The sequence below is a fragment of the Kribbella sp. VKM Ac-2569 genome (genome assembly GCF_004216905.1).
In the GTDB taxonomy this organism is placed as follows: Bacteria; Actinomycetota; Actinomycetes; order Propionibacteriales; family Kribbellaceae; genus Kribbella.
On the sequence record NZ_SGXJ01000007.1, the window covers coordinates 217,253 to 243,928 of the forward strand.

The window sequence follows — 26,676 nt, forward strand, 5'->3', positions numbered from 1 at the left end:
GCGCCGTTGCCGTTCACACCCCGGATCCGAGTTCTTGCCGCGCGGTGGTCCCGTCCCGACGATGGACTCCGCCCACCCGCAGTACCTCTCGAAGGAGAACTCATGCGCAGGCTCCGCCTTCGGCCTCGTCGCAGCTGGTCGTTGCTCCTGGCCACGATCCTCGGTCTGGTGACACTGGCGCCGCTCGCCCCGCCGGCCTCGGCCGCACCCAGCAGCTACTACCTGAACGTCACCGGCCAGGCCCAGCAGAAGTCGAACTGGTGCTGGGCCGCGAGCGGCAACAGCATCGCCGCGTTCTACGGCCGCTCGTACTCGCAGAACCAGTTCTGCAACCTTGCCTTCGGCTACTCGATGAACGGCACCTGCCCGAACAACCAGGCCACCCTCGGCAACGACCAGAAGGCCTTCCGGGCGATCGGTATCAGCGCCGGCAGCTACGTCTCGTCCACGCTCACCTTCAGCACGCTCGTCACCGAGATCGCCGCCGGCCGCCCGGTGATGACGCGGATCGGCTGGACCTCGGGCGGCGGTCACATGATGGACATCATCGGGTACGACGCCTCCGACTCGACCATCGAGTACTACAACCCGTGGCCGGACGACCCGCGCTACAACTACTCGTCCTACAACTGGTACCGGTCCAACTCGCAGTTCACCTGGACGCATTCCCTGTACCGGATCGGAGCCTGACATGCGCCGCCCGAAGAACGTCCTGCTCCGCTGCGCCGCCGTACTCGCTGCTGGTCTCGGTTTCACCTTCGCTGCCGCCGGTCTGGCCGGTGCGGCGGGTCCGCAGCCGGTCGCGCCGACGGAGTTGTCCAAGGCAACTAATGCCGCGCGTTCGTCCGAGGCGCTGAGCCTGCTGGACAAGGCCGGAGGTACGGCGAAGGCGGCTGCGGCTAGTGTCGCGCGGGACACGCAGCCGATCTACGCGCTCAACCCAGGTTTCGTGCGTGACGCGTCGGCGCCGGTCGCGACCTTCTGGTACGCCGCAACCACTGCAGCGCAAGGCGGCCGGACGTTGACCGTCTTCACCACACCGGACGCGAAGGGCGCTTGGCATGCGGTCAACGTGGCCTCCGGCAACACCGAGGCGCGGATGGTGTCGGCTGCTGCGGGTTCGCTTGTGTTCACCGAGCCCCAGGTCGGCGCTTGGTACGCACTCTCCGGCACTCAGGTCCGGCCGCTGAACCAGTCGGCTATCAAGTCGATCGGCGCCCGACCGATCACCGTCACCGCCTACCAAGAACTCGTCTCCGACCGCTACTCCGACAAACTCCCCGGCACCCACTACAACGACGTCGGCATGGCGGGCGGCTACGACCCCACGGCTACCGCCGTCGCTGAGGTCGCGCCTGCCAACACCCACATCCTGCTGATCACCGCTTCCGGCGGCGTGCTCGTGCTCGCACTCCTAGTGCTCGCCCGCCGCTACTCCCTAAAGGCCCGCTACAACGACTGACCCCTCCGGTTGTCGGTCGTCGGCACCGGAGATGATCCCGCCGTACCGGACTGGTCGCCACCCGGGCACCATGTCCCCGCCGGGGCGCGCGGGGTCCGCCCCACCCGGTTCGCCGCACAAATCCATTGGTGCGGCGAACCGGGTGGTTGGCAGCATGCCCGGTCTTGCCGAAGAACTGCATCGACGCGCAGATCCGGGTAGCCGCCCGCCACCAACCTCCTCATGACCGCCGCCGAACGGTGGGCAACCCAAACGGGCTGGATGGTCAAGTGATCCGTGCGGACGGCTGGACTTGGTACGCGACGAGGCGTCGGGTTACCTGGAAACCGTGTCGTAGATAGAGCTGCTGGGCCCGTGTGGGACTCTCGCCGTCGACTGTGAGGCCTATCGGGTGTGATCGGGAGTCTCGACAGCGCATCAAGACCGTTGCCAGCAGCGCAGAGCACACGCCGCGCCCACGCCACGACGGGAGGGTGCCGATCGGCCCTAGTTCGATTCCGCCGCCGCTGTGGTGGAAGCCGAGAACGAATCCTGCGACTTGGCCGTCAGGGGCTATTGCCATGGTGGCGAGATCCGTCGCGAAACTGTCGCTGCCGACCAGGAGATCCCAGGTTTCGGGCGTCTGTGGTTCAACGAGGCGCTGATCGCGGTACGCGTGTTCATAGGCAGCCTGAAACTCGTCTGACGCGACGTCCACCCAACGGCCGAAGCGCAGGGGTGGCGGTAAGTCCAGCTGCCGGTTCGGCCAGGTCGCGTTGTCGTGGACCATGGTCCACAGCGGGTACGCGCGCTCGAACCGGAGATCGCGGAGCTGATCTGCATCAATCGGGCGCTCGGCAGGCACGGAGATCTGCAGGACGCTCAGGCCGGGCGTCGATTCCGCCAGTTGCACGAGACGACCGCCGATCGTGCCGAACCGGTCGGAGTCCGAGTCGTGGCGGGTCCACCAGGCGCCGTACCCTCTGCTCCGGCCCTTCGCAGGCGGAAGAACAGCCACTGCGGCTTCGGTGGCGAGACCTTGGTCAGCGATCTCGACGTACCAGGAGTTGAGGAAGGCCAACGCCTGCTCCGCGCTGAGTTCGGTGTCAGACGTCCGGCTCGCCAGCTCGGCCACCAGCACAGCGTCGTCGGCAGTCGCCCGGCGCCAGTCCATGCCGGTCACCACCGCCGCGGCAAGCGCGGTTCCTGGGATAGGAAGCCGCCTACTGCCAGCTCCAGCGCCGGATAGGAGCCCCACAGGTCTGTTCGGCGTACTGAGATGATGTGCCAGCCCAAGGCGTCCAGTTCTGTACGGCGGGTCTCGTCGCGGAGCTGTTGCTTCGTACTCGAGTGCCACTCGTCGCTGTCGTACTCGAGGCCGAGCCGCCGCCCGTCGACGGGCCGATCCGGATACCCGACGTCAAGCCGATACATACGGTCGGGCCCATCCACGCGTACCTGTAGATCCGGCTGCCCGAAACCGGCATCCAGTAGCCGCAACCGCAGCCAGGACTCCGCCGGCGAGGCAGCGCGATGGTCGGCGTAGCGGATGACGCGGGCGGCCAGAGAGTTGTCGTCTTCGGCGAAGTACGCCGCGGCGGCTGTTCTGAGGTCGTGGAAGCTGACCACCTTCGCATGGAGCAGTGCATCGACGGCTGAGAGCGCGAACGGGAGCCTGAGGTTCCTGGCGAGCTCGATGGCCGTCGCGGCCGGAGGGATCACGTTCAGACCCTGCGTCTCGACGAAGGGTTGCTCGACGAAGGTCCAGTGTGGGCTGACCATTGGCTCTGGTCCGAGGGCCGTGGTTTCGATGCCGTGGAGCCAGGCTGCGGCCCGGCCGCAGATGATCGCGTCGGACGGGACTACGAGTCGCAGGGCGTCGGCGCGGAGGGTGGGGGAGTCGGGTACCCGGACGTCGACGTACACGCCTTTCAGGAACTGGCGGATCTCGCCGCGGGCCAGTAGCCAGGCGAGTTTGCGGGGCACCTGGCGGGCGGTGAAGGGGAGGCCGGCGAAATAGAACGGCTGGTCGTACTCGAACATCCCAGCAGGATGACTGATTCGTCGTTCCGGTGCCGGAAGTTGTCCACAGGGTTCGGTCAGCTGAAGTCGGTGAGGGCGTTTTGGGCTTGGGTTAGCCATTCGCGGCGGGCGGCGATGGCTTCGCGGGCTTCGGTGGCCTTGCGGGTGTTGCCCTGGGCCTCGAACTTGCTGGCCTGCTTCTCCAGGTCCGAGATCAGGGACTGGAGCTGCTTGACCGTGGCCTCGGCGCGGGCTCGGGCCTCGGGGTTGCTGCGGTTCCAGACCTCGTCCTCGGCTGCCTTCACGGCCTGCTCGACGGCGCGCAGCCGACCGTCGATCGCGCGCATCGAGTCCCGCGGGACCTTGCCGATCTGGTCCCAGCGGTCCAGGTATTCCCGGAGCTGCTCGCGGGCGGTGCGCGCGTCCTCGACCGGCAGGATGGTCTCGATCTCGGCCAGCAGCGCTTCCTTGGCCTGCAGGTTCTGAACCTGCTCGGCGTTCTCCTCTGCCTGTACGGCGTCCCGCGCACCGAAGAACAGGTCCTGCGCGGCCCGGAAGCGGGCCCACAGCTTGTCGTCCACCTCGCGCGGTGCCGGCCCGGCGGCCTTCCACTGCCGCATCAGGTCCCGGAAGCGCCCGGAGGTCGGGCCCCATTCGTTCGACGACGCGAGCGTCTCTGCCTCGGCGGCGAGCCGCTCCTTCACCAGGGCGGCCTCTTCACGCTTGGAGGACAGCTCGGCGAAGTGCTGCTTGCGATGCCGCGTGTACGTCGTACGCGCGGAGGAGAACCGGTGCCAGAGCTCGTCGTCGCTGGACTTGTCGAGCCGGGGGAGTGCCTTCCACTCGTCGAGCAGTTCGCGCAGCCGGGTCACGCCGTGCCGCCAGTCGGTGCCGGCCGCGATGGTCTCGGCCTCGGTGGCGATCTTGGTCTTGGAGGAGCGCGCCTCCTCAACCTTGGCGGCCCGCTCGGCCTTCCGGCGTTCACGCTGCTGCGCGACCAGGGGGGTGAGAGCCTCGAGGCGGGTCAGCAGGCCGTCCAGGTCGCCGACGGCCTGGGCGTCCTCGATCGAGCCGGTGACTTTCTTGACCGCGGCGCGGGCGTCGTCCGGGGACACCGTGCCGGCCTGGACCCGCTGTTCCAGCAGCTCCACCTCGAAGGCCAGCGCGTCGTACCGGCGGGTGTAGAAGGCGAGCGCCTCCTGCGGGTTCGCGTCCGGCCACTGGCCGACCGCCCGTTCACCGTCCTTCGTCCGTACGAAGACCGTTCCGTCCTCGGCTACCCGGCCCCAGTTCTCTCCGGCCACAACTCGCCCCTTCCGGCGGTATGCACTGCGCTCGTGCCCATTCTGGTCAGTCCCCGGTCCAACCGCGCGAACAGGGCCCGCCTGGGCGCGTCGAGCTACCTTCTCGACGCTCAAGCCTCCGGCGTGCGAAGGCCTATCCCTGAACAATCACAAACTCCCAGCTCAGGCGCAACGGGGTTGCATCACAATCCGGTTCGAAGTACGGCGAACGACCCGGGTAACCTTGGTGGGTCCCGAACCCCGTTCCAGGAAGGTCTGCCGTGCTCATCGCCGGGTTCCCCGCGGGGTCGTGGGGTACGAACTGCTACGTCGTCGCCACCGGCCAGGGCGCGGAATGCATCGTCATCGACCCTGGTCAGGACGCGACCGACGGCGTCGAGCAGGTGGTCCGGGAGAACAGGCTGAAACCCGTCGCGGTGCTGCTCACGCACGGTCACATCGACCACATGTTCTCGGTGCTCCCGGTCTGCGGGACGTACGACGCGACCGCCTGGATCCACCCGGACGACCGGCACCTGCTCGCCGACCCGATGGCCGGGATCAGCCCGGAGACGGCGCGGATGCTGCTCGGCGGCAATCACAGCTTTGCCGAGCCCGACGAGGTCGCCGAACTGAAGGACGGACAGGCGCTCGAGTTAGCGGGGCTCCAGTTCACGGTCGACCACACCCCGGGTCACACCCGCGGGTCGGTCACCTTCACCACGCCGTACGACGGGCCGGAAGAAGTGCCGGCGGTGCTGTTCTCCGGTGACGTGTTGTTCGCCGGGTCGATCGGCCGGACGGATCTGCCTGGCGGCGACCATCCGGCGATGCTGCATACGTTGGCCACCAAGATCCTGCCGATGCGCGACGAGATCGTCGTCCTGCCGGGTCATGGTGGCCAGACCACGATCGGCCGGGAGAAGGCGACCAACCCCTACTTGCAGGACCTGGAGATTCAACCGAAATGAGTAAGGTGACCCCGCTCAGCGGGTTCCCGGAGTTCTTGCCCAGTGACCGGATCGTCGAGCTGCAGTTCCTCGACGTGATCCGGGAGACGTTCGAGCTGCACGGTTTCGCGTCGATCGAGACCCGTGCGGTCGAGCCGGTCGAGCGGCTGTCCAACCAGGGCGAGGACGCCGACAAGGAGATCTACGGCGTACGGCGGCTCGCGGCCGGCGCCGACGAGGACGCGGCCCTCGGCCTGCACTTCGACCTGACCGTGCCGTTCGCCCGCTACGTGCTGGAGCACAGCGGCAAGCTGGTGTTCCCGTTCCGGCGCTACCAGATCCAGAAGGTGTGGCGCGGTGAGCGGCCGCAGGAGGGCCGGTACCGCGAGTTCACCCAGGCGGACATCGACATCATCGACAGTGGCGAACTGCCGTTCCACTACGAGGTCGAGCTGCCGCTGGTGATCGCGGACGCGCTGCGCAAGCTGCCGGTGCCGGAATTCGTCATCAAGGTCAACAACCGCAAGATCCCCGAGGGTTTCTACCGCGGTCTCGGCCTGGACGACGTGACCACGGTGCTGCGGATCGTCGACAAGATCGACAAGATCGGCCCGGAGAAGGTCGTCGAGCGGCTGATCGAGGCGGGTGCGACCGACAAGCAGGCCCGGCTCGCGGTGCAGCTCGCCGACATCTCGAGCACGGACACGTCGTTCGCGGACCAGGTGCGCGCGTTGGGTGTCGAGCACCCGACGCTGGAGGAAGGGCTGGAGCAGCTCAGCCAGGTGATGGCCGCGGCGGCCGAGCACGCTCCGGGACTGCTGATGGCCGACCTGCGGATCGCGCGTGGGCTCGATTACTACACGGGCGCCGTCTACGAGATCTACCTGGTGGGCCAGGAGTCGTTCGGTTCGGTCGGTGGCGGTGGTCGGTACGACGCGCTCGCCTCCGACGGCAAGACGACGTACCCAGGTGTCGGGATCTCGGTCGGTGTGTCCCGCCTCGTGCACCGGCTGGTGAGCCAGGGTCTGCTCACCGCGTCCCGGCGTACGCCAACGGCTGTGTTGATCGCGCTGAACTCGGAGGACGATCGGGCCGAGGCGATGCGGACGGCGATTCAGCTGCGGTCCCGCGGGATTGCGGTGGAGGTGGCGCCGGCCGCGGCCAAGTTCGGGAAGCAGATCAAGTTCGCCGATCGCCGCGGGATTCCGTTCGTCTGGTTCAGCACCGAGAACGGGCCCGAGGTGAAGGACATCCGCAGCGGTGAGCAGGTGCCCGCGGATGCGGCCAACTGGACCCCGCCGGCCCAAGATCTACGTCCAAGCATCAACACGCAAGAGGAGAACTCGTGATCCGTACCCATTCCGCAGGCTCGTTGCGTGCCGAGCACGCCGGGCAGACGGTGATTCTGGCGGGCTGGGTGGCGCGGCGACGCGATCACGGCGGCGTGGCGTTCATCGACCTGCGCGACTCGACCGGCACCGTCCAGGTCGTGATCCGCGACGAGGACGCCGCGCACGGCCTGCGTTCGGAGTACTGCCTGAAGATCGTCGGCGAGGTCTCGCCGCGCCCGGAGGGCAACGCGAACCCGAACCTGCCGACGGGCGAGATCGAGGTCATCGCGCAAGAGGTCGAGGTGCTGAACGAGGCCGCGCCGCTGCCGTTCCCGGTCGAGGAGCACCACGCGACGCCGGTGAACGAGGAGATCCGGCTCAAGTACCGGTACCTCGACCTGCGCCGCCAGGGCCCGGGCTCGGCGCTGCGTCTGCGCAGCGAGGTGAACAAGGCCGCCCGTGAGGTGCTGTCGAAGCACGACTTCGTCGAGCTCGAGACGCCGACGCTGACCAAGTCGACGCCGGAGGGCGCCCGCGACTTCCTGGTCCCGGCCCGCCTGCAGCCGGGCAGCTGGTACGCGCTGCCGCAGTCGCCGCAGCTGTTCAAGCAGCTGCTGATGGTGGCCGGTATGGAGCGGTACTACCAGATCGCCCGCTGCTACCGCGACGAGGACTTCCGCGCCGACCGGCAGCCCGAGTTCACCCAGCTGGACATCGAGATGAGCTTCGTCGACCAGGACGACATCATCGCGCTGTCCGAGGAGATCCTCACCGCGCTCTGGAAGCTCGTCGGGTACGACGTGCAGACGCCGATCCCGCGGATGACGTACGGCGAGGCAATGGCGCGGTTCGGCTCCGACAAGCCGGATCTGCGGATGGGCCTCGAGCTCGTCGAGTGCACGGAGTACTTCAAGGACACGCCGTTCCGCGTGTTCCAGGCGCCGTACGTCGGTGCTGTTGTGATGCCGGGTGGCGCTGACCAGCCGCGCAAGCAGCTGGACGCGTGGCAGGAGTGGGCCAAGCAGCGAGGCGCTCGCGGATTGGCCTACGTGCTGGTCGGTCAGGACGGCGAGCTCGCCGGGCCGGTCGCGAAGAACCTGTCCGAGGAGGAGCGCGCGGGCATCGCCGACCACGTCGGCGCGAAGCCGGGTGACTGCATCTTCTTCGCTGCGGGTCCGGTGAAGACGTCGCGGGCGCTGCTCGGTGCGGCCCGGCTGGAGATCGGCCGTCGCGGCGGTCTGATCGACGAGTCGGCGTGGTCGTTCGTGTGGGTCGTGGACGCGCCGCTGTTCGAGCCGGCCGACGACGCGACCGCCGCGGGCGATGTCGCGGTCGGTTCCGGCGCGTGGACCGCCGTACACCATGCCTTCACGTCGCCGAAGCCGGATTCGCTGGAGACGTTCGACACCGATCCGGGGTCGGCGCTGGCGTACGCGTACGACATCGTCTGCAACGGCAACGAGATCGGCGGCGGCTCGATCCGTATTCATCGCGAGGACGTGCAGAAGCGGGTCTTCAAGGTGATGGGCCTGACCGACGAGGAAGCCTCGGAGAAGTTCGGGTTCCTGCTCGACGCGTTCAAGTTCGGTGCGCCGCCGCACGGCGGGATCGCGTTCGGCTGGGACCGGATCACAGCGCTGCTGGCCGGCACCGAGTCGATCCGCGACGTGATCGCGTTCCCGAAGTCCGGCGGCGGTTTCGACCCGCTGACCGCGGCGCCGGCGCCGATCACCCCCGAGCAGCGCAAGGAAGCCGGCGTCGACGCGAAGCCGGAGCCCAAGGACAACTAGGAAGGTCGATCAAAAGTCAGCGCCAGAACGAGGAGGGTGGGCGTCGACGCCGAGATCGAGCTGAGTGCGGCGGAGGCGCGGGGCGTCGCACTCGGTGCGCAGGGCATGGGCCGACGGCGGCCGGGCGGCCGGATCGCCGCCGGCCGCCTGCGGCGCGGGATCGAGGATGTCGGTCTGCTGCAGCTGGACTCGGTCAACGTCCTGTGCCGCTCGCATTACCTGCCGCTCTTCTCCCGGCTCGGCCCCTACCCGCGGGGCATCCTCGACCGACTGGCGTCGCATGCTGACAGCGCCGCCGGATCCGCGACGCGGGCCGGGCGCGACCGCAGCCTGTTCGAGTACTGGGGACACGAAGCCTCGCTACTGCCGGTCGAACTGCAGCCGCTGTTGCGCTGGCGGATGGCGCGAGCGGAGAAGCTCACCGAGAGACCTGCCCGCCTCCTGGCCGCGGAGAAGCCCGAGCTGCTCGAGTCGGTTCTGCGCACGGTGCGCGAGCGAGGTCCGATCCGTGCCGCCGAGCTCGCCACGCCGGTGCGCAAGCCCGGAAACCCTTGGTACAACTGGAGCGAGGGCAAGATCGCGCTCGACTACCTCTTCTTCGCCGGCCGCGTCTGCGCCACGCATCGCGTCCGCTTCGAGCGCCGTTATGACCTTCCCGAGCGCGTGTTGCCCGCAGCCGTCCTCGACGCCCCGACCCCGCCCGAGGACGAGGCGCAGCGTCAGCTGCTGATGATCGCGTCGGCGAGCCTCGGCGTCGCGGCCGAGCCCGACCTCGGTGACTACTTCCGCCTGCCACGGGCGGAGTCCAAGGCGCGCGTGGCCGAGCTGGTCGAGGCCGGCGCCCTCACCCCGGCCCGAGTCGAAGGCTGGAGCGCACCCGCCTACGTCACCGCGGGGCGGCTCCCAAAGGCCGCGCGCGAAGCGCGCGCCCTACTGTCGCCCTTCGATCCGCTGGTCTGGTCGCGGCCGCGCACCGAGAGGGTCTTCGGCTTCCGCCATCGGATCGAGCTCTACACGCCGGCGGCCCAGCGGCTGCACGGTTACTACGTGCTTCCGTTCCTCCTCGGCGACAGCCTGGTGGCGCGGATCGATGTCAAGAGCGACCGCGGTGCGGGTGTCCTGCGGGTGCTCGGCGCATTCGCCGAGCCGGGGGCTGATACCCGCGCGGTCGCTCTGGAACTGGCGGACGAGCTGCGGCTGCTCGCCGGATGGCTCGAGCTCGAACACGTCTCGGTGGCGAGGAAAGGCGACCTCGCCGGGAAGCTGGCGAAGGCAGTTACCGCCGGCCGACGGTCAGAGCACTAGCCCTGGTCGAAAGGGTTGAGCCCTCCCGGATTGTGGAGGAAACTGGCGGCGTTGTGAGGATGCTTGGTTAGGTTTTCACAGCAACCGCCCCCTCCTACCGCCCCAGGAGTTGTTCAATGCGTCGCTTTCTCCTAGCTGTTCTCGCCTGCCTCGGTCTCACGGCGGGCGCATTGGTCGCCGCCTCACCGGCGTACGCGGCCGTTTTCCAGACGTACGGCAGCGGCGTCAACGTCCGCGCCGACGCCTATCTGTCCTCCGCCGTCGTCGGCACGTTGAGCGGTCCCACCTCGATCGACGTGGACTGCCAGAAGAGCGGCGACCTGGTCAGCAACTCGGACGGGACGAGCTCGTGGTGGGCCCACGTGCCCGCGCTCGGCGGCTACGTGACGGTCGTGTACGTCGCGATTCCCGAGGACAAGCTGCCTGGCGTACCCGAGTGCGGCGGCGATCCGGAGCCGCCGGGTGAGGACATCACGCTGGCCGACGTACAGACGATGTTCGGCAGCCGGATCGCCAACCCGTCCCTCGTCGAGACCGGTCTGCCCTCGCTGAACCAGGCGATGCGGGACGCTCAGATCAACACGCCGTACCGGAAGGCCGCGTTCCTCGCGACGCTGGTGCACGAGTCGCGGCTGGAGTACAACATCCGCGAGATCGGCGACACCCGGCCGTACGGCGGGCGCGGGTACATCCAGCTCACCGGTGACTTCAACTACGGCCCGGCCGGCCAGTACTTCGGCATCGACCTGCTCGGCAACCCGGACCTCGCGCTGTCGCTGCAGTGGAGCGCGCCGATCGCCCGCTGGTACTGGACCGTTGCCCGCGACATCAATCCGTACGCCGACAACCTCGACATGGGCCGCGTCAACGCCGCGATCGGCTACCCGGCCGGCGCCGAGGACCAGCGCCGCTGCGACTCGTTCAAGAGCGCACTGAACTACCTGACCGGCTCCGTCCCGTCCGGCGTCATCTGCACCCGCCCGTCCGCCCTGAACGCCGACACAACCAAACTGACCCGCACCCAGTTCGCCACCCTCGCCAAACAGGGCTCCGGCCTCGGCTGACCGCTGCGGCCGGACCCAGCGCCCTGGGGGTCCGGCCGCGGTGCTGGCCCGGTACCACCCTGTCCGACTCTCATACGCCGTACCCTCCGTCGGGTCGTGATCGGCCCGCCGCTCTTTCGGCACCGGCCGAAAGTCCCTAGGCTCGTTGAGGTGAGCGTCGTACCGGTGGAGTTGTTGCCGCATCTGCGGCGGGCGCGGGACGTTGCCGATCGCAACTATGCCGAGCCGCTCGACCTGGCCGCGCTGGCGGCCGCGGCGGGTGTGTCGAAGTACCACTTCCTGCGGTGTTTCGCGGCGGCGTACGGCGAGACTCCGATGCAGTACGTCACGCGCCGGCGGATCGAGCGCGCGACGGATCTGCTGCGGGCGACGAACCTGACCGTCACCGAGGTCTGCACGATGGTCGGGTACAGCAGCCTCGGGTCGTTCTCGCAGCGGTTCACCGAGCTGGTGGGGATGACGCCGACGCAGTGCCAGCGGACGCAGGCCGGCGCGCGGATCCCGGGGTGTTTCGTGTTCATGCTCGGACTGAACTCAGCAATTCCGGAGAAGCCGGCGGGGGAGTCCGGGGCCTAGGTTCGTACCGAACGCAACGATGAGGAGCTGCCGTGATCACCAACATCAGCCTGCTCAGTGTCTTTGTCGACGACATCGACGAAGCAAAGGCCTTCTACACCGAGAAGCTCGGTTTCGTGCTGAAGAACGACGTGAGCCTGCCCGACTTCCGCTGGTGCACTGTGTACCAGGCCGACCACCCGGAGCTGGAGCTGCAGCTCGCGCTGCCAGGGCCGCCGCTGGACGAGGAGGCCGCCACGGCGATCAAGCGGATGATGGCGAAGGGCACCATGCACGGCTTCGGCATCGCCACCGACGACTGCCGCAAGACCTTCGCCGAACTGACCGCCAAGGGCGTCGAGTACATCCAGGAACCATCGGACCGCCCGTACGGCGTGGAAGCGGTACTGCGTGACAACTCGGGCAACTGGCTGGTCCTGGTAGAGCAGCGCCCGTACACCGCGGAGGACTTCACCTGAGATGCTGACCGGATGGACATCACAGTCGATCCGGTCGGTCTGACGCCGCCGTACGAGCAGGTCCGCTCGCAGATTGAGGCGTTGATCCGCGCGGGCGAGCTGGCGCGGGGCACCAGGCTGCCGACCGTGCGGCAGCTGTCGCTGGACCTCGGGCTGGCCGTGAACACCGTCGCGCGCGCCTACAAGGAACTGGAAGCCGACCACCTGGTCGAGACCCGAGGCCGCAACGGCACCTTCGTCCTGGCCTCCCGCAGCCAGATCGACGACGAAGCAACCCGAGCCGCGGCTGTCACCTTGGTCCGCGCGGCTCGCAAAGCCGGTCTGTCATTGGCCGAAGCAACTCAGATCCTCAGCCACGCTTGGTAGGTGTGCAGATCACGTTGCCGCCGTCCTGTGCGATGACGTGGAGGCCGGCGCGCTCTAGTTCGGCACGGAGCGCGTCCGGACGCAGGTGGCGGCGGTGGGGGAGGTACCAGGTGTTGTCGAGTTGGACGGCGTCGTCCGCTGGTTCGGGGGATCTTTCGTAGCAGATGCCGGTGGTGGCGTCGTACCGGAAGTCGCCTTCGTAGACGCGGTCCGGGTCGTACATGGCTGTTGAGAGGATGTAGTGGCCGTTGGGTTTCAGGCGGTCGCGTACGGCGGTGAAGACGCTGGCCCGGTCGGGGTCCGTGACGATCGACTGGAGGCAGTAGCTGTCGAGAATCACGTCGTACTGCTTGCTCCCGGGCGGCATCGCGCACACGTCCTGCACGCTGAAGTTGACGGTCACACCTCGCTGTCGCGCGAATTGGCGGGCGAGGGTGATCGCTTCCGGGATCAGGTCGATCGCGTCGACGCGGAACCCTCGTGCGGCGAGGAAGCACGCGGCCGGACCGGTGCCACATCCGTACTCCAGCACATCACCCGACGCAGGCAGCCGATCGAGAACGCTCTCGAGGAACACCCGGTTGGGGAAGTCGTCGAACGTCCAACTCTCGCCGAAGAGGTCGTTCCACTGCGTCATACCTTCGTGCCCGAGCCGCTGGTAGGCCGCCTGATGCTCGGCGTAGTAGTACCGCACCCGCTTACTATGTCTCGCCGTGCTGCGGCGAGCCACGCAATTTGGACACAATGGGGGTGTGACGACAGGCCTGACGTACTCGGCCGTCGGGGCGACGTGCGTTTCTGACCCCGTCTGGACAGTCGTGCCGCCTGGGTATCGATGCGTCGAGCGGACGACCCGCATCGGGCAGGGGCTGGAATGCTGGGACGTCACGACGGCTGCCATCGGGCAGTGGACCATCAAGACCCGGAGCGGATTCTCCGTCCAGCCCGCTGCCGATGGCGAACTCGCAGTTCGGGAAGAACAGGACTACACGCTGCTCGCAGAGCTCGGTCCGTGCACGCTGAGAGAGCCTGTTCGGGTTGTCGCTGTGGTCGCTCGTCCTGACCGCCGTGGCTTTGCTTACGGCACGCGCCAAGGCCACCCCGTTTCGGGTGAGGAAGCGTTCGTCGTGCACCGCACACCCGACGGGGCAGTGTGGCTGACCATACGGTCCATGACACGGCCGGGCCGAGGTTTGTGGCGATTGGCCTTTCCGGCAGTTCTGGTTGCCCAACGCTGGTATCGCCGCCGCTATCAGAGGGCCTTGGTGCCCTGACGGCCCGCGGCTCCGGGAAGATGTGCGCATGAACGAGGACGAGGACCTCCGGATCGAGCAGGCGGCCCGCGAGGTAGCCGAGGCGGAGGCCGAGCGGATTCAGGCGGAGGCGGAGGATGCGAAGGCCGATCCTGCGGTGCAGGAGGAGTGGATCCGGCAGTCGAACCTGATCTACGGCGGACTGGCCGCCGCCGGGCTGGTGGTGGTGCAGCCGTTCCTGACTGCGTCGCCGCTCGACCTGACGGCGAAGATCTGCGTCATCGCGTTCGCGGTCTCGATCCCGTTGCTGGCGGCGCTCCTGGTGCTCAACCGGCAAGAGGCGTTCCGCCGTCAGGTGTCCAGGTCCCGCCTTGTCAGCGTCGCCAAGGCGGTCGCGGAAGGGTCCGCGTTCGTCGGCCTCACCGCGGCGTTCTGGCACATCTCGACGATCGCCGGCATCGCGTTCCTCCTGGTCGGCTTCTTCGCCGTCGGCGTCCACTCCGCCGGCTACACAAAACTCGAGTACGACGGCAACTTCCGCTCCCGATTCCGCCGCCCCAGGCCGCCCACTCCCTGACCCGTCGCGGAAACGATTCCAAGAAAGTCGGGTCAACGTTGTAGTGAGGTATGTACACGCTCTCTTGGCGTTGCTAGATTCCGGGCTGATTTGACATCGATGTCAACCTCAGGGAGTGGTCGCGATGGTTTCGAGACGTGCGTTCCTGGCGGGCAGCGGTGCGGTGACGGTGGGTGGGCTCGGGATGGTTCCGGGCTTCGCATCGACAGCGCAGGCTGCGGTTTCATCGACGTCCGGCAGCCCCGCTCGGCTGCTGCCGGTGTTCAACCGCCCGAGACACCTGGATTACGGCGATGTGAGCAAGCTCAGCGGGGGAGACCAGACCCTGCTGACAACGTTGCAAGGCATCGTCAACCGTACTGAGCCCGAGCTGTACTTCCTCTACGACACCGGCACGGTGAGCGTGCCGGACGCCAAATGGCTGGCCGACATGCACCTGCCGACCAAGCTGTACAAGAACCCGCTGGACCTGGTCGCCAAGTACCGCAGCCGGATTCGCGGCGCGATCGTGCACGACCCCGCCGTACCGGACTCGCTGAACGTGGCGACGACGCTCGCCGGACTCGAGAACGCGGTCGTCGCCGACGCGGATCAGGCCAAGGCGCACGGTCTCAAGATCGTGAAGGACCTGCGCGGGATGTTCGACGACGACCGCGTCAAGACGTACCGCTGGCAGCTGGACAACTTGTTCCCCAAGGTCACCCACAAGCTGCTCGCCGGCCTCCCGCCGACCCGCGTGGTCGACGTCGAGGGCGTCCAGTGGCAGGAGATCGCCCGCGAGACCCAGCAGATCCGCGACTCGTCGAACCGCGGCACCTACAACCTGGACGTGTCGCCGAAGCTCGGCAAGGAGGCTGTGTACGTCCGGTTCGCGGACTCGTTCACCGACGACGGCTGGGGCGCCTCGGTGCTGTCGGTCTCCGTCAAGGCCAACGGCACCGAGATCGCCAACTTCCTTCCCAACACCCCGGAGGAAGCGCCGTACCTGTTCGACGGCTCGCACTCCTCGATCGGCGGCGAGAACAACCGCTTCGCCGACGGCGGCAACTACTGGATCTACCGCTTCGAACCACCAGCGGGTACGACGTCCCTCGTCGTGACCGTGGAGATGTGGAACCAGTACCTGGTCTCCGCGACCGACACGTCGCCGACCCGCATCGAACCGTTCGCGTACTTCCGCGACTACGTGGTGGCCACCAAAGCCCTGGTGAGCTGGCTACCTCCGGGTGGAGCGACGGGCGACCTGCTCATCGAGCACTACGCGAAGTACCCGACGCTGGCGCCGTACATGGGCTGGTTCGCGAACGACGTCTCCGGTGAATGGGACGGCGTCGACCTCGCGAGCAAGGGCGGTTCGCCCGTGGTCGCTGCCGACTTCTACATGAACGGCACCGTGCACGCCGGCTTCACGGCGCCGATCTCCGACAAGCCCCGGCCGATACGCCGGATCGACAAGCCGAAGAACAAGGTCTATCTGACCCTGACCTTCGGCGAAGGCGACAACATCCAGTACTGCCAGCGCCGGTTGCGTGAGATCTGGGACGACCCGAAACGCGGTCAGGTGCCGACCAACTGGACCATCAGCCCGTTGCTCGCCGAGACGGGCCCCGGCCTCTACAGCTACTTCCAGCGCACCGCGACCGCCAACGACCTCCTGGTCTGCGGCCCGTCCGGCGGCGGCTATACGTACCCAGGCTCGTGGGTACCTGCCGAGCTCACGGAGTACCTGAAGATGACCGGCGGCTTCATGAGCCGTACCGGGCTGGACGTGGTGTACGCCTACAGCAACCGTCAGGACGACAAGTGGGTCCTGCTGTCGGAGGAGATCGCCAGCGGGTACAACGAGTACACGCCGGTCAAGGGGATCATGCAGACCTGGGACGGCGACCCGCTCACCGTCCGCCAAGGTGGTCTGCCGATCACCGGCCAGTGGGGCGCACCCGGTAAGGCCGCCGAGTTCAAGGCCGCGCTCGACCAGCGGATCGCCAACTGGGACGGTGCGAGCCCGCTGTTCATCTCCGGTGGGATCGGTGCCTGGTCGTGGGCGCCGTCCGACATGGCTGAACTCGGAGCGCTGCTGGGCGACCCGTACGAGGTGGTGCTGGCGAACAGCTTCTACGACCTGCTCAACAGAGTGCTGTAGCAAAACACAAGGCGCGGCCGCCCGCGGGGAACGGGCGGCCGCTTTGTGGGGGGCTTACCAGCGGTGAGCGACGTCGATCACCAGCCGGGAGTTCGAGCCCGGTCCTGCGAGCGTGAAGACGCGGAACGGGAGCCGGGCGCGGACGCCCAGACCGATCGTCGTCTGACCCTCGAAGCTGCCGGCGAACGCGAGCTGCCGGAACGTGCGGTACCCCGTCACGTTGGTCAGCTCCTTGGAGTTCTTCGGGACGTACGTCGCCTTGCCGGCGTCGAGGTCGTACGACGGCGCGCGGACGACGATCTGCAGTTTCGCGCCACCGCGCAGCGGCACCACGAACCCGGAGCCGTCCTGGTGGACGGTGCCGACGTACCGGACGTCGTACCCGGGGGCGCGGCCGCCCAGATCGACGACGAGCCGGTCGTAGCAGGCGTGCCTGCCGGTGCGGACGTCGGTGACCGGCGACTGGACCATCCGGCTGTTTGCCTCGGGCAATGATCCCCAGCCGCGTGGGCAGGACGCGGTGCTGACAGTTGCGGTCGAAGCGGTCGAGGTGGTGCGGGGGGCGGTGGACGATCCGGTCAGTGCCGGCGCGGCGAACGCGGCCGCGGGGACTGCCAGCACCGCTAGTGCGGCGACGATCGTCTTGGTGAGTTTGTGATGGATGTTCATGATGTATTCCCCCCTTATGAGGACACTTACTTGGACGACACCAGTCGCCAACTGGTTTACTTTTTGTGCCGGTGATTTCAGGTAGCCGATCGGGCACGATGTGCAGATGACCCCTGAAGAGCTGCTCGACGTGTTCCACCGCCGGATCCGGTTGCCGGACGCCGACGCGATCCCCGGCTGGAAGCAGGAACATGACGGCTTCGTGCACCGCTCGTACGTCGAGGGCGCCGAGGGAGCCGGGTTCGTCGAGACCCCGCGCGGGCTGGGTGACGACCCGGATGCGGTGATCGCGAAGGAGGTTGCGTTCTTCCGGGAGCGCGGCCTGCCGTTCGAGTGGAAGACGTACGCGTACGACGAACCGGCCGACCTTGGTGAGCGGCTGGTCCGGGCCGGGTTCACGCAGGAGGCGCCGGAGACGCTGATCCTCGGTGAGGTGGACCGGATCCTGCAGCGGCCGTCCGCGCTGCCGTCGAAGGTACGGCTGCGGGAGGCCGACGGGCCGGACGACTACCACCGGATCGGCGTACTCACCGACACCCTGTGGCACAACGGCGTGGAACGGATCGTCGAGCGGCTCGCGGGGGAGGCGCGGATGTTCCCGGACCGGTTGTCGGTGTTCCTGGTCGAGGACGCGCTGAAGGGCCCGGACGGCCCGGCCGTGTCGGCCGCCTGGATCCGGTTCCATCCGGGCACCGGGTTCGCGAGCCTGTGGGGCGGCGGAACGCTGCCCGAGTGGCGGAGGCAGGGCATCTACAGCGCACTGCTCGCCCATCGCGCCCGCCTCGCGAAGGAGCGCGGCTACGAGTTCCTCCGCGTCGACGCGTCCGATGACTCCCGCCCCATCCTCGAGAAACTCGGCCTGTACGCGGTGACCACCACGACGCCGTATGAGTGGCGGCTGAGCGGCGCGTAGGGACCTGCACGCAGGCACAACCCACCGTTTTCGCCTGTGGAGGACCCCTGTCGCCGGGTTATGCCTGCGTGGGCGTCCGGGTCGGCGCGCGGAACGACCGGTCGAGGCTGTACGTTGCCGTCATCATGGCCCTGAAAATCGCTTCTCGCTTCCGCCGGCTGCTGCAGCGCCCCGGCTCGATCGATCTCGGCCCGTACGAACGGCTCACCCAGCTGGTCGGCGAGGCGGAGGAATCGGTCCTCTCCCTGACCGACGAAGAGCTCACCGAGGCGGTCGCGGAACTGCGCACCACCGGCGGGCTGCACGAGGACGAGCAGATCGAGTTCCTCGCGCTGGCCCGCGACGCGGGGAACCGCGCGATCGGCGAGCGTGCGTTCGACGGCCAGGTCGTCGGCGCGCTGGCGATGCTGCAGGGCCGGGTCGTCGAGATGGCGACCGGTGAGGGCAAGACGCTCGCCGGCGCGATCGCCGCCGCCGGGTACGCCGTGGGCGGCCGCAAGGTGCACGTCCTGGCGGTCAACGACTACCTGGCCAAGCGCGACGCCGAGTGGATGGGCCCGGTGTACGAGCTGCTCGGCGTCACCGTGTCGCACGTCGGCCAGGCGTCCACGCCGGAGGAGCGCCGCGAGGCGTACCAGGCGGAGGTCTGCTACGTCCCGGTCAGCGAGATCGGTTTCGACGTACTGCGGGATCGCCTGGTCACCGACGTCGCGGACCGGGTCACCGTCGAGCCGGACGTGGCGCTCGTGGACGAGGCCGACTCGGTGCTGATCGACGAGGCCCGCGTCCCGATGGTGCTGGCCGGCGCGACCCGGAACGAGGCGCTCGACGACGACGTCGTACAGCTCGTCCGGACGCTACGCGCGGGAGTCGACTACGAGATCGACGGCGACGGCCGGACGGTCGCGCTGACGGATCGCGGCACGGACAAGGTCGAGAAGGCGCTCGGCGAGGACGCCAACCTGTACGACGACGAGAACCTCGACACCCTGACCCAGATCAACGTCGCGCTGCACGCCGAGGTGCTGCTGCGCAGGGACGTCGACTACCTGGTCCGGGACGGCAAGGTCAGCCTGATCAACAACAACCGCGGCCGGATCGCCAAGCTGCAGCGCTGGCCGGACGGTCTGCAGGCTGCGGTCGAGGCGAAGGAGGCCGTGCCGGTCAGCGACTCCGGCGAGGTGCTCGACAGCATCACCGTGCAGGCGCTGATCAAGCAGTACAAGTCGCTGTGCGGCATGACCGGTACGGCGGTCGTCGTGGGCGAGTCGCTCCAGGAGTTCTACGAGGTCGACGTCGCCGTCGTACCGCCGAACAAGCCGAACATCCGCAAGGACGACCAGGACCGGCTGTACCTGACCGTCGACCAGAAGAACGACGCGCTGGTCAAGCACATCGGCGAGGTGCACGAGACCGGGCGGCCGATCCTGATCGGCACGCACAGCGTCGAGGAGTCCGAGCAGCTCAGCGACAAGCTCGAGGCGGCCGAGATCGAGCACGTCGTACTGAACGCGAAGAACGACGCCGAGGAGGCGGCGATCATCGCGGAGGCCGGTGTGCCGGGGACGGTGACCGTGTCGACGCAGATGGCCGGCCGCGGTACCGACATCCGGCTGGGCGGCAAGGACGAGACCCACGACAAGGACAAGGCCCTAGAACTCGGCGGCCTGTACGTCGTCGGCACCGGTCTGCACGCGTCGCGGCGGCTGGACGACCAGCTGCGCGGTCGCGCGGGACGACAGGGTGACCCGGGCGGCTCGCTGTTCTTCGCCAGCCTCGCCGACGAGCTCGTCACGCGGTACTCCGTCTCGTCCGGCCTTCGCCCGCACCCGGACGACACCGGCCGGCTCACGGACCGCAAGTCGGTCGGCATGCTCGAGCACGCCCAGCGGGTCGCGGACGGCGCGAACGCGGAGCTGCACCGTACGACGTGGCAGTACAACCGGCTGACGGGACAGCAGCGGGCGATCCTGCTCGAGACCCGCGAGAAGGTGCTGACCGAGGACCTGGCCGCGGACGAGCTCGCCGAGCGCGCCAAGGAGCGGTACGACGAACTGATCGACGAGGTCGGCGAGGACGTGGTGAAGGCTGCGGCGCGGCGGATCGCGCTGCGGCATTTGGACCGGCGCTGGACCGATCACCTGGCGTACCTGGCGGACCTGCGGGAGGGCATCCACCTGCGGTCGCTGGCCGGCGGGATCGTGCACCTGAAGCCGATCGACGAGTTCAACAAGTCGGCGATCGCGTCGTTCGACACGCTCATCGAGGACTCCTGGAAGGACGCGGCCGAGACGTTCGTGGACGCGGAGATCACCTCCGACGGGCTGAACGAGGAGACCAGCGGGATCCCGCGGCCGACCGCGACCTGGACGTACCTGGTCAACGACAACCCGTTCGGCACCGAGGCGGACCGGATCCTCGGCCGCCTGCGGAACGCGATCAAGCCCGAGTCGTTCTCCGAGCCCGAGGAGATCCTCGCCGAGGACTTCGACGACGACGACCTGCCCGAGGAACTCCGGGACGCCGACGACGACTCTGACGACGAGGCTGATGACCTGCCTGAGGAACTGCGGGACGCGGACGACGAGGCCGACGAGGACCAGAAGAAGTAGCCGGCCGGGGTGGAAGCGGGAGTACCGTCGTTGGTGTGCAAGACGGTGATCTCGTCGGAGTACAGCGGACCCTCACCCCGGTCCTGCGGGCCAAGGCGCTGGACAACCGGCTGACGGACCCGATCCTCGGCGACGAGTACGCCGAGTTGGCGATGCGCCGCCTCGACCCGGCGTACGACAGCCGCAGGTTCGGGACCAGCCAGATCGGTCTTGATCGACTCCAGCGTCACCGACCTGACCTGGCTGGAACGCGTCCCGCGCGGCCGTCCGGTGCTGATGATCGCCGAGGGACTGCTGCCGTATCTCACCGAGACCGAGGTCCATCGACTGCTGACCAGTGTCGTCGACGCGTTTCCCACCGGTCAGATCCAGGTCGACACGGTGTCGGTCGGGGCCTGGCGCACCTCGAAATGGGATCCCGTCGGGCGCAGGTACAACGCGCTGTTCCGGTCCGGCTTCGACGACCCGGCCGCCCTGGCCGACTGGCACCCGCGGCTCGTGTACGTCGACGAGGCACCGATGAACGACGCACCGGTGCTGATGAGCAAGGCGCCCCCGACCGTACGTCGCTTGTACCGCCTGATGAACGTCATTCCGGGCTTCAGACGATCCACGCGCATCGTGCGGTTCCGGTTCTGACTCCGACTTTGGTCTAGGTGCGAACAGCCGTCGGCCCGATGCCCGTCGGCGGCTGGATCGGCGAATCTCGGCGCATGTCCAGCACCCATAAAGGACCGTGGCTTCTCGTCGTCGACGTCGGTGTTCCGCTCGCGCTCTTCTACGGGCTGCGGGCTCTCGGTGCGAGTGACCTGACCGCCCTGCTCGTCGGCATCGTCCCGGGCCTGATCAGCTCGGCGGTCTCCCTGGTGCGCACCCGCCGTACGGACCTGATCGGGATGGCCGTCGTGCTGAGCATGCTGGGTAGCGCGGCCGTCGCCGTACTCGGAGGGGACGCGCGGGTGCTGCTTGTTCGTAACGCGTGGATCAGTCTGCCGTTCGCAGGCATCACCTTGTGGTCACTGCGGCATCCACAGCCGCTCTGCTACACGGTCACGCTCGCGATGATGCCCCGGCGGGCGCGCGTGATGGAGCAGCTGTGGGCGACGAACGCGCGGTTCCGGCACGCGTGGAAGTGGATCACCGTGTTCTGGGGGATCGCGACGATCATCGACGGGGTCGTGCGGATCGTCCTGGCGTACACGTTGCCCATCTCCGTCGTACCGGCCACCGACCCGGTCATCACCGTCCTGACGATCGTCGTACTGCAGATCCCGACGATCGTGCTGCTCCGGCGCAGCGGCACATGGCACCTCGTGTTCGCCCCTCGGCGGCCTACAGTCGGTGAGATGACGGACGACAAGCTGTCACAAGCGCGCATGCGTGAGTTGCTGGACTCCGGAGAGGCGACGCCGATGCTCGCCGGGATGGAGGTCGGCCCGACCTGGTACGCCGACCGCTGGTGGTACATCCCGGCCGAGGCCGCAGACGACGCCGACTACCAGCCGGCCGACCCGGAGAAGTCCGAGCGGTTCGACCGGCTCCGGCGCCGCGCGGAAGCCGTCGACCGCGTCCAGGCCGAGCTGGACGGCAGACAATGAGCCCGCGGTCCGAACGGCAGGAGCCGAGCCGGGACGAGCTCGTCGCGGCGCAGCAGGTCGTGGATCTGTTCGCTGCCGAGGCGCTGCTCGCCATCGACCGGTACGAGCAGTCGTTTCCGGCGGGTGCGCCTGACAAGGAACGGCGTACGGCGGACCGGCTGGCGCATTGGTGGCGCAAGCTCGAGCTGGACGACGTACGCCTGGATCCGGAGGGAACGGACGCCGAGCAGATCCTGGTGGCGGCGTCCGATCTGGCGCTCGACCCGGAGAACCACTGGGGGCTGAGCCTCGAGGAGGCATCCGCTCAAGCCGTGAACCGGGCCGCGATGGACGGCCGGACGATGCCGACGACGAGCATCGCGGACCTCCGGAAGAGCTTCGAGAGCGCGTACGGCGGGCGTGTGGACCTGCCCGACCGGGAGGACGAATGGCTCGCGCAGTCGCTGACCCGGCTGGCGCGGGCGAGCGTTCTGCGGGACGTGATCGCGGAGGGCGCGCAGATCCGGGTGAGCGAACCGCTGCGGGCCGCGGCCGACGACCTGGTCCGGCAAGGTCAGCAACTGATGGACGACCGGCTCCATCTCGCCAGGCGCCAGGAGGCACCGGTCAGCCGGCGCCCGCTGATTGCCCGGCAGGCGAGGATCACCTCGATGTACTTCGCGTACAGCGCGGGTGTGGAGCTCACCGGTGCGCCGTTGTGGGCCGACCTGCTGATGAAGACCCCCGCTACCGCGGTGCTCTTCAAGGAGACTCGCGACGCGTGGCGAGAGCACGATCACGCGGTCGCGACCCGGCTGGACCCCGCCCAGGCCCAACTCCGGTCGGTCCGCAAGGGCATCGCCGACTCCCTGGACACCCCCACCCCCGCCACCCGCCGCGACACCCGCGCCATCCGCAACGCCACCACCCGCCGCCCCGACCACGGCCGCTGACGAACTCCCACCGTCTTTGAGAACCCACCAACCGTTTCGCGAGGGTTGAAACGGTTGATGGGTTCTCAAAGACGGGATGTCGGTGGGGGTGGATAGGCTGCTGGGGTGAGTGATGGGTTGTTCGATCTTCCGGGGGCGCCGGCGCCGGCCCGTGGTGGTGGGAGTTTGGCGGATGCGGACCACACCGCGGCTCCGCTGGCGGTGCGGATGCGGCCGCGCAGTCTGGACGAGCTGGTAGGCCAGCAGCACCTGCTGGCGCCCGGCTCGCCGTTGCGTCGGCTGGTGGAGGGCGACCAGCCGATGTCGCTGCTGCTCTGGGGACCTCCGGGGACGGGCAAGACGACGATCGCGGCGGTCGTCTCGCACCAGACCAACCGGAAGTTCGTGGAGCTGTCGGCGGTCACCGCCGGTGTGAAGGACGTACGGCAGGTGATCGACGGCGCGCGCCGGGATCTGTCTCGCGGGACCGGTGCGGTCGAGACGGTGCTGTTCATCGACGAGGTCCACCGGTTCACGAAGGCCCAGCAGGACGCGCTCCTGCCGGGTGTCGAGAATCGCTGGGTGACCCTGGTCGCCGCGACCACGGAGAACCCGTTCTTCTCGGTCATCTCACCACTTCTTTCTCGCAGTCTGCTGCTGACGCTGGAGTCGCTGACCGACGACGACATCGCGCTTCTGCTGGACCGGGCGCTGGCCGACGAGCGCGGGTTGAACGGCGAGTTCGAGCTGGCCGCGGACGCGCGGGATCACCTGCTCCGGATGGCCGGCGGAGACGCCCGCCGGGCCCTCACCTACCTGGAAGCTGCCGCCGGCGGAGCCCGCGCCAAGCACGACCAAGCCCTCAAGTACCAGCAAGCCACCGAACCTGACCCGACCGACCAGGCCGAGGTGGGTGGGGCGGTGATTGATTTGGTGACGTTGGAGACGGCGGTCGATCGGGCTGCGGTGCGGTACGACCGGGCCGGGGATCAGCACTACGACGTCACCTCCGCGATGATCAAGTCGATCCGTGGGTCGGACGTGGACGCGGCGATGCACTACCTGGCCCGGATGGTCGAGGCGGGGGAGGACCCGCGGTTCATCGCGCGCCGGCTGGTGATCTCGGCCAGTGAGGACATCGGTATGGGCGACCCGACCGCGCTCGGCGTCGCGATCGCGGCCGCCGAGGCGGTGCAGTTGATCGGGATGCCGGAGGCGCGGATCAACCTCGCCCAGGCGGTCGTCGCGCTCGCGCTCGCGCCGAAGTCCAACGCGGTGATCATGGCCGTCGACGCGGCGATCGCGGATGTGAAGGCGGGCAAGGTCGGCCCGGTCCCGCCGCATCTGCGGGACGCGCACTACGCCGGCGCGAAGAAGATCGGTCACGGGTCGTCGTACCAGTACTCCCACGACGACCCGCGCGGCGTACTCCCGCAGCAGTACGCCCCGGACGTGATCGACGGCACCGACTACTACAAGCCCACCCGCCGCGGCGGGGAAGCGGCGTACGCCGACCGCGTCGCCGCCATCCGCAAGATCCTCCGGGACCGCAAGTGAGTCGTACGGCGGACCACGTCGACGCCTTCAACCTGGCGGTGACGACGGGCGACTGGGACACGTTCGCCGAGCGGTTCGCGCTGGACGCGACGATGCGGTTCGTCGGTGTCCCGGTCGGGCCGTTCGAAGGGCGGCCGGCGATCGCTGCGGCGTACCGGGAGAATCCGCCGGCCGAGACCATGACACTGCTCGAGGACGGCGACGAACAAGCGCGTTTCCGCTGGTCAGGTGGTGGAACCGGCTCGATGGAGCTGCGCTGGGCGCCGGACGGATCCGTACAGGCACTCACCGTGAGCTTCGATTGAAGCGTTCGAGTCGCTAAACTGCCTCTCGGCCTGGGGGCGAAAGGTAATTTGTTGTGAGGCAGCCCCATCCTCGGCATGTACGTAAGCGTCCACCGGTGCTCAAGCTCGGCGCGGGCGCGGCAGCAGTAGCGGTGCTGGCCGGAGCGGTGTTCCTGTTCCCGTTCAGGTCCCAGCAGTCGGAGACGGCCAAGGCACCGCAGGCCGCCAGTTCGTCCGGTCCGACGATCGATCGGACGGAAGGTACGACGCGATCGAGCACGCGCCCGTCGCTCCCGGTCGGAAAGCCGCTGAACCCGCTCGCACCGCAGACCAGCGCAGGCTCCACGTCCAACGGGCCACTGATCGGCCCGGGCACGAACAACCCGACCACCGCGGACCCCACGACGGGCACCCCACCCGGCAGCACCCCCTCAACAAGCATCCCGTCGACGCCCACGCCGACGCCGCCGACGACAACGACTCCGACACCACCGACGACCACCACACCGACCACACCGACGACCACCACGCCGGCCCCGACCACCCCGGCACCCAGTACGCCGACGCCCACCGCGAGCACCGCCGTACCGTCGGCCACGCCCAGCACCACGCCCACCACCACGCCCGCGGCCGTCTACAACAACTGCGACGAGGTCCGGGCCGCAGGGAAGGCGCCGCTCTACCGCGGCGATCCCGGCTACACCCCGCAGCTCGACCGTAACGGCGACGGAATCGCCTGCGAACGAGGCAACTCCTGACCCTCGCGACGCGGTTTGGTGAGGGACTGTGATGTGAGGGATGGTGTCCTGGAGCGGAGTGCTACAGGGGCGCGCGATAAGGTCGGGCGGTCCACAAAGTCGCACAGAGTTCGCGACAGGTCGCATGAGGTCGCTACGGAAGGTGGATCGTTTCCATGAGCGTCGGTGAAGTCGCGGGGCTGATAGCCGCCTGCGCGCTGCTCATCCTGGTGGGCCTGCTGGCCTATCCGATCCTGAAGCTCGGCAAGGTGTTCGACGAGACCCGGATCATGGTGAAGGGCGTCTCCGACTCCAGTGTCCCGCTGCTCGGCGAGGTGACCACCACGGTGGCGACCACGAACGCCCAGCTGGCGAAGGTGGACACGATCACCGACAACGCGACCACCGTGACCACGAACGCGGCCGCGCTGATGTCGTTGTTCTCGGCCACCGCCGGCGGCCCGCTGGTGAAGGCGGCCGCGTTCACCTACGGCGTCCGCCGGGCACTCGGTGAGCAGCAGCGCAAGGACGTGTCGCGGCGCGTCAAGGAAGAGATGAAGGCCGAGCGGAAGGCGCGGAAGCGGTGAAGCGGATCTTCTGGCTGATCGTCGGGATCGCCGTCGGCGTGTACGCCGTGACCCGGCTGAAGAAGCGGGCCCAGATCCTCGCTCCGGAGGGCATGCAGGAGTCCGCGGCCAAGCTGGCCGCCGCGGTCCGGCACTTCGGCGACCAGGTCCGCGAGGGCATGGCCGAGCGGGAGACCGAGCTGCGCGACGCGCTGGGCATCGAGAACGCATCCCAGACTGATTCGACACAGCGTGAGGACTACCGGTAAC

28 protein-coding genes are annotated in these 26,676 nt (G+C 68.3%); 23 read left to right on the forward strand and 5 right to left on the reverse strand.

The window, feature by feature from the left end:
- Window positions 1–102: 102 nt before the first annotated feature.
- The gene (locus tag EV649_RS37270; protein WP_130388415.1) at window positions 103–690 is read left to right on the forward strand and encodes a papain-like cysteine protease family protein; all 588 of its coding nucleotides are present in this window, start codon (window positions 103–105) and stop codon (window positions 688–690) included.
- A gap of 1 nt (window position 691) precedes the next feature.
- Window positions 692–1,462: a hypothetical protein gene (locus tag EV649_RS37275; RefSeq protein ID WP_130388416.1), complete on the forward strand. Its 771-nt coding sequence runs from the start codon at window positions 692–694 to the stop codon at window positions 1,460–1,462.
- A gap of 265 nt (window positions 1,463–1,727) precedes the next feature.
- Here EV649_RS37275 and EV649_RS37280 read toward each other — a convergent pair whose 3' ends face one another.
- Genes EV649_RS37280 through EV649_RS37290 form a run of 3 tightly spaced genes read right to left on the reverse strand, consistent with a single transcriptional unit; the run spans window position 1,728 to window position 4,767 of the window.
- The gene (locus tag EV649_RS37280; protein WP_130388417.1) at window positions 1,728–2,615 is read right to left on the reverse strand and encodes a GNAT family N-acetyltransferase; all 888 of its coding nucleotides are present in this window, start codon (window positions 2,613–2,615) and stop codon (window positions 1,728–1,730) included.
- 5 nt (window positions 2,616–2,620) lie between these two features.
- Window positions 2,621–3,484 (reverse strand): hypothetical protein, encoded by an 864-nt coding sequence (locus tag EV649_RS37285; RefSeq protein WP_130388418.1) that lies wholly within the window; start codon window positions 3,482–3,484, stop codon window positions 2,621–2,623.
- A gap of 56 nt (window positions 3,485–3,540) precedes the next feature.
- The gene (locus EV649_RS37290) at window positions 3,541–4,767 is read right to left on the reverse strand and encodes a DUF349 domain-containing protein (protein WP_130388419.1); all 1,227 of its coding nucleotides are present in this window, start codon (window positions 4,765–4,767) and stop codon (window positions 3,541–3,543) included.
- Window positions 4,768–5,027: 260 nt separating this feature from the next.
- Between EV649_RS37290 and EV649_RS37295 the strand changes: the two genes are divergently transcribed.
- The 8 genes from EV649_RS37295 to EV649_RS37330 all read left to right on the forward strand — a co-directional run bounded on the left by EV649_RS37295 (window position 5,028) and on the right by EV649_RS37330 (window position 12,586).
- Window positions 5,028–5,717 carry an MBL fold metallo-hydrolase gene (locus EV649_RS37295; protein WP_130388420.1) on the forward strand — a complete coding sequence of 230 codons (690 nt, stop codon included), beginning with the start codon at window positions 5,028–5,030 and terminating at the stop codon, window positions 5,715–5,717.
- The gene (gene hisS, locus EV649_RS37300) at window positions 5,714–7,045 is read left to right on the forward strand and encodes a histidine--tRNA ligase (protein ID WP_130388421.1); all 1,332 of its coding nucleotides are present in this window, start codon (window positions 5,714–5,716) and stop codon (window positions 7,043–7,045) included. The genes EV649_RS37295 and hisS overlap by 4 nt, the downstream gene beginning before the upstream one ends.
- Window positions 7,042–8,817 carry an aspartate--tRNA ligase gene (aspS, locus tag EV649_RS37305; RefSeq protein ID WP_130388422.1) on the forward strand — a complete coding sequence of 592 codons (1,776 nt, stop codon included), beginning with the start codon at window positions 7,042–7,044 and terminating at the stop codon, window positions 8,815–8,817. The genes hisS and aspS overlap by 4 nt, the downstream gene beginning before the upstream one ends.
- Before the next feature lie 36 nt (window positions 8,818–8,853).
- Entirely contained in the window at window positions 8,854–10,122 is a 1,269-nt protein-coding gene (locus EV649_RS37310; RefSeq protein WP_241999157.1) for a crosslink repair DNA glycosylase YcaQ family protein, read from the forward strand.
- Between the two features lie 116 nt (window positions 10,123–10,238).
- Entirely contained in the window at window positions 10,239–11,186 is a 948-nt protein-coding gene (locus tag EV649_RS37315; protein ID WP_130388423.1) for a glycoside hydrolase family 19 protein, read from the forward strand.
- A 150-nt stretch (window positions 11,187–11,336) separates the two neighbouring features.
- Window positions 11,337–11,762, forward strand: coding sequence for an AraC family transcriptional regulator (locus EV649_RS37320; protein ID WP_130388424.1), 426 nt, complete (start codon window positions 11,337–11,339; stop codon window positions 11,760–11,762).
- Between the two features lie 32 nt (window positions 11,763–11,794).
- Window positions 11,795–12,220, forward strand: a complete 426-nt coding sequence (locus EV649_RS37325) for a VOC family protein (RefSeq protein WP_130388425.1) — start codon at window positions 11,795–11,797, stop codon at window positions 12,218–12,220.
- Between the two features lie 12 nt (window positions 12,221–12,232).
- On the forward strand, window positions 12,233–12,586 hold the full coding sequence (locus EV649_RS37330) for a GntR family transcriptional regulator (RefSeq protein ID WP_130388426.1): 354 nt from the start codon (window positions 12,233–12,235) through the stop codon (window positions 12,584–12,586).
- Here EV649_RS37330 and EV649_RS37335 read toward each other — a convergent pair.
- Window positions 12,570–13,280: a class I SAM-dependent methyltransferase gene (locus EV649_RS37335; protein WP_157996385.1), complete on the reverse strand. Its 711-nt coding sequence runs from the start codon at window positions 13,278–13,280 to the stop codon at window positions 12,570–12,572. The genes EV649_RS37330 and EV649_RS37335 overlap by 17 nt on opposite strands.
- Before the next feature lie 58 nt (window positions 13,281–13,338).
- Here EV649_RS37335 and EV649_RS37340 point away from each other — a divergent pair, with 58 nt between their 5' ends.
- The 3 genes from EV649_RS37340 to EV649_RS37350 all read left to right on the forward strand — a co-directional run bounded on the left by EV649_RS37340 (window position 13,339) and on the right by EV649_RS37350 (window position 16,559).
- Complete coding sequence (locus EV649_RS37340; RefSeq protein ID WP_206751601.1) at window positions 13,339–13,860, forward strand: DUF1990 domain-containing protein; 522 nt, start codon at window positions 13,339–13,341, stop codon at window positions 13,858–13,860.
- Between the two features lie 28 nt (window positions 13,861–13,888).
- Window positions 13,889–14,416 carry a hypothetical protein gene (locus EV649_RS37345; RefSeq protein ID WP_130388428.1) on the forward strand — a complete coding sequence of 176 codons (528 nt, stop codon included), beginning with the start codon at window positions 13,889–13,891 and terminating at the stop codon, window positions 14,414–14,416.
- A 124-nt stretch (window positions 14,417–14,540) separates the two neighbouring features.
- On the forward strand, window positions 14,541–16,559 hold the full coding sequence (locus EV649_RS37350; RefSeq protein WP_130388429.1) for a GxGYxYP domain-containing protein: 2,019 nt from the start codon (window positions 14,541–14,543) through the stop codon (window positions 16,557–16,559).
- 54 nt (window positions 16,560–16,613) lie between these two features.
- Here the strand turns inward: EV649_RS37350 and EV649_RS37355 are convergent, their stop codons facing one another.
- Window positions 16,614–17,228: a hypothetical protein gene (locus EV649_RS37355; protein ID WP_198682902.1), complete on the reverse strand. Its 615-nt coding sequence runs from the start codon at window positions 17,226–17,228 to the stop codon at window positions 16,614–16,616.
- Between the two features lie 106 nt (window positions 17,229–17,334).
- Here EV649_RS37355 and EV649_RS37360 point away from each other — a divergent pair, with 106 nt between their 5' ends.
- The 10 genes from EV649_RS37360 (at window position 17,335) to EV649_RS37405 (ending at window position 26,675) form a co-directional block, all read left to right on the forward strand.
- Entirely contained in the window at window positions 17,335–18,141 is an 807-nt protein-coding gene (locus EV649_RS37360; RefSeq protein WP_130388430.1) for a GNAT family N-acetyltransferase, read from the forward strand.
- 125 nt (window positions 18,142–18,266) lie between these two features.
- The gene (gene secA2 / locus EV649_RS37365) at window positions 18,267–20,753 is read left to right on the forward strand and encodes an accessory Sec system translocase SecA2 (protein WP_130388431.1); all 2,487 of its coding nucleotides are present in this window, start codon (window positions 18,267–18,269) and stop codon (window positions 20,751–20,753) included.
- Between the two features lie 210 nt (window positions 20,754–20,963).
- Complete coding sequence (locus EV649_RS37370) at window positions 20,964–21,392, forward strand: hypothetical protein (protein WP_198682903.1); 429 nt, start codon at window positions 20,964–20,966, stop codon at window positions 21,390–21,392.
- 74 nt (window positions 21,393–21,466) lie between these two features.
- The gene (locus tag EV649_RS37375) at window positions 21,467–22,351 is read left to right on the forward strand and encodes a VC0807 family protein (protein WP_130388432.1); all 885 of its coding nucleotides are present in this window, start codon (window positions 21,467–21,469) and stop codon (window positions 22,349–22,351) included.
- Window positions 22,348–23,283, forward strand: a complete 936-nt coding sequence (locus tag EV649_RS37380; RefSeq protein WP_130388433.1) for a hypothetical protein — start codon at window positions 22,348–22,350, stop codon at window positions 23,281–23,283. Before EV649_RS37375 ends, EV649_RS37380 begins: the two co-directional genes overlap by 4 nt.
- 105 nt (window positions 23,284–23,388) lie before the next feature.
- The gene (locus tag EV649_RS37385; protein WP_198682904.1) at window positions 23,389–24,819 is read left to right on the forward strand and encodes a replication-associated recombination protein A; all 1,431 of its coding nucleotides are present in this window, start codon (window positions 23,389–23,391) and stop codon (window positions 24,817–24,819) included.
- A complete protein-coding gene (locus EV649_RS37390) occupies window positions 24,816–25,124 on the forward strand; it encodes a nuclear transport factor 2 family protein (protein WP_130388434.1) in 309 nt (102 codons plus the stop codon). Before EV649_RS37385 ends, EV649_RS37390 begins: the two co-directional genes overlap by 4 nt.
- Window positions 25,125–25,219: 95 nt before the next feature.
- Window positions 25,220–25,861: an excalibur calcium-binding domain-containing protein gene (locus EV649_RS37395; RefSeq protein ID WP_241999159.1), complete on the forward strand. Its 642-nt coding sequence runs from the start codon at window positions 25,220–25,222 to the stop codon at window positions 25,859–25,861.
- Window positions 25,862–26,016: 155 nt separating this feature from the next.
- Entirely contained in the window at window positions 26,017–26,427 is a 411-nt protein-coding gene (locus EV649_RS37400; protein WP_130388436.1) for a DUF948 domain-containing protein, read from the forward strand.
- Window positions 26,424–26,675: a DUF6167 family protein gene (locus EV649_RS37405; RefSeq protein WP_130388437.1), complete on the forward strand. Its 252-nt coding sequence runs from the start codon at window positions 26,424–26,426 to the stop codon at window positions 26,673–26,675. The genes EV649_RS37400 and EV649_RS37405 overlap by 4 nt, the downstream gene beginning before the upstream one ends.
- The last annotated feature ends 1 nt before the right edge of the window (window position 26,676 follow it).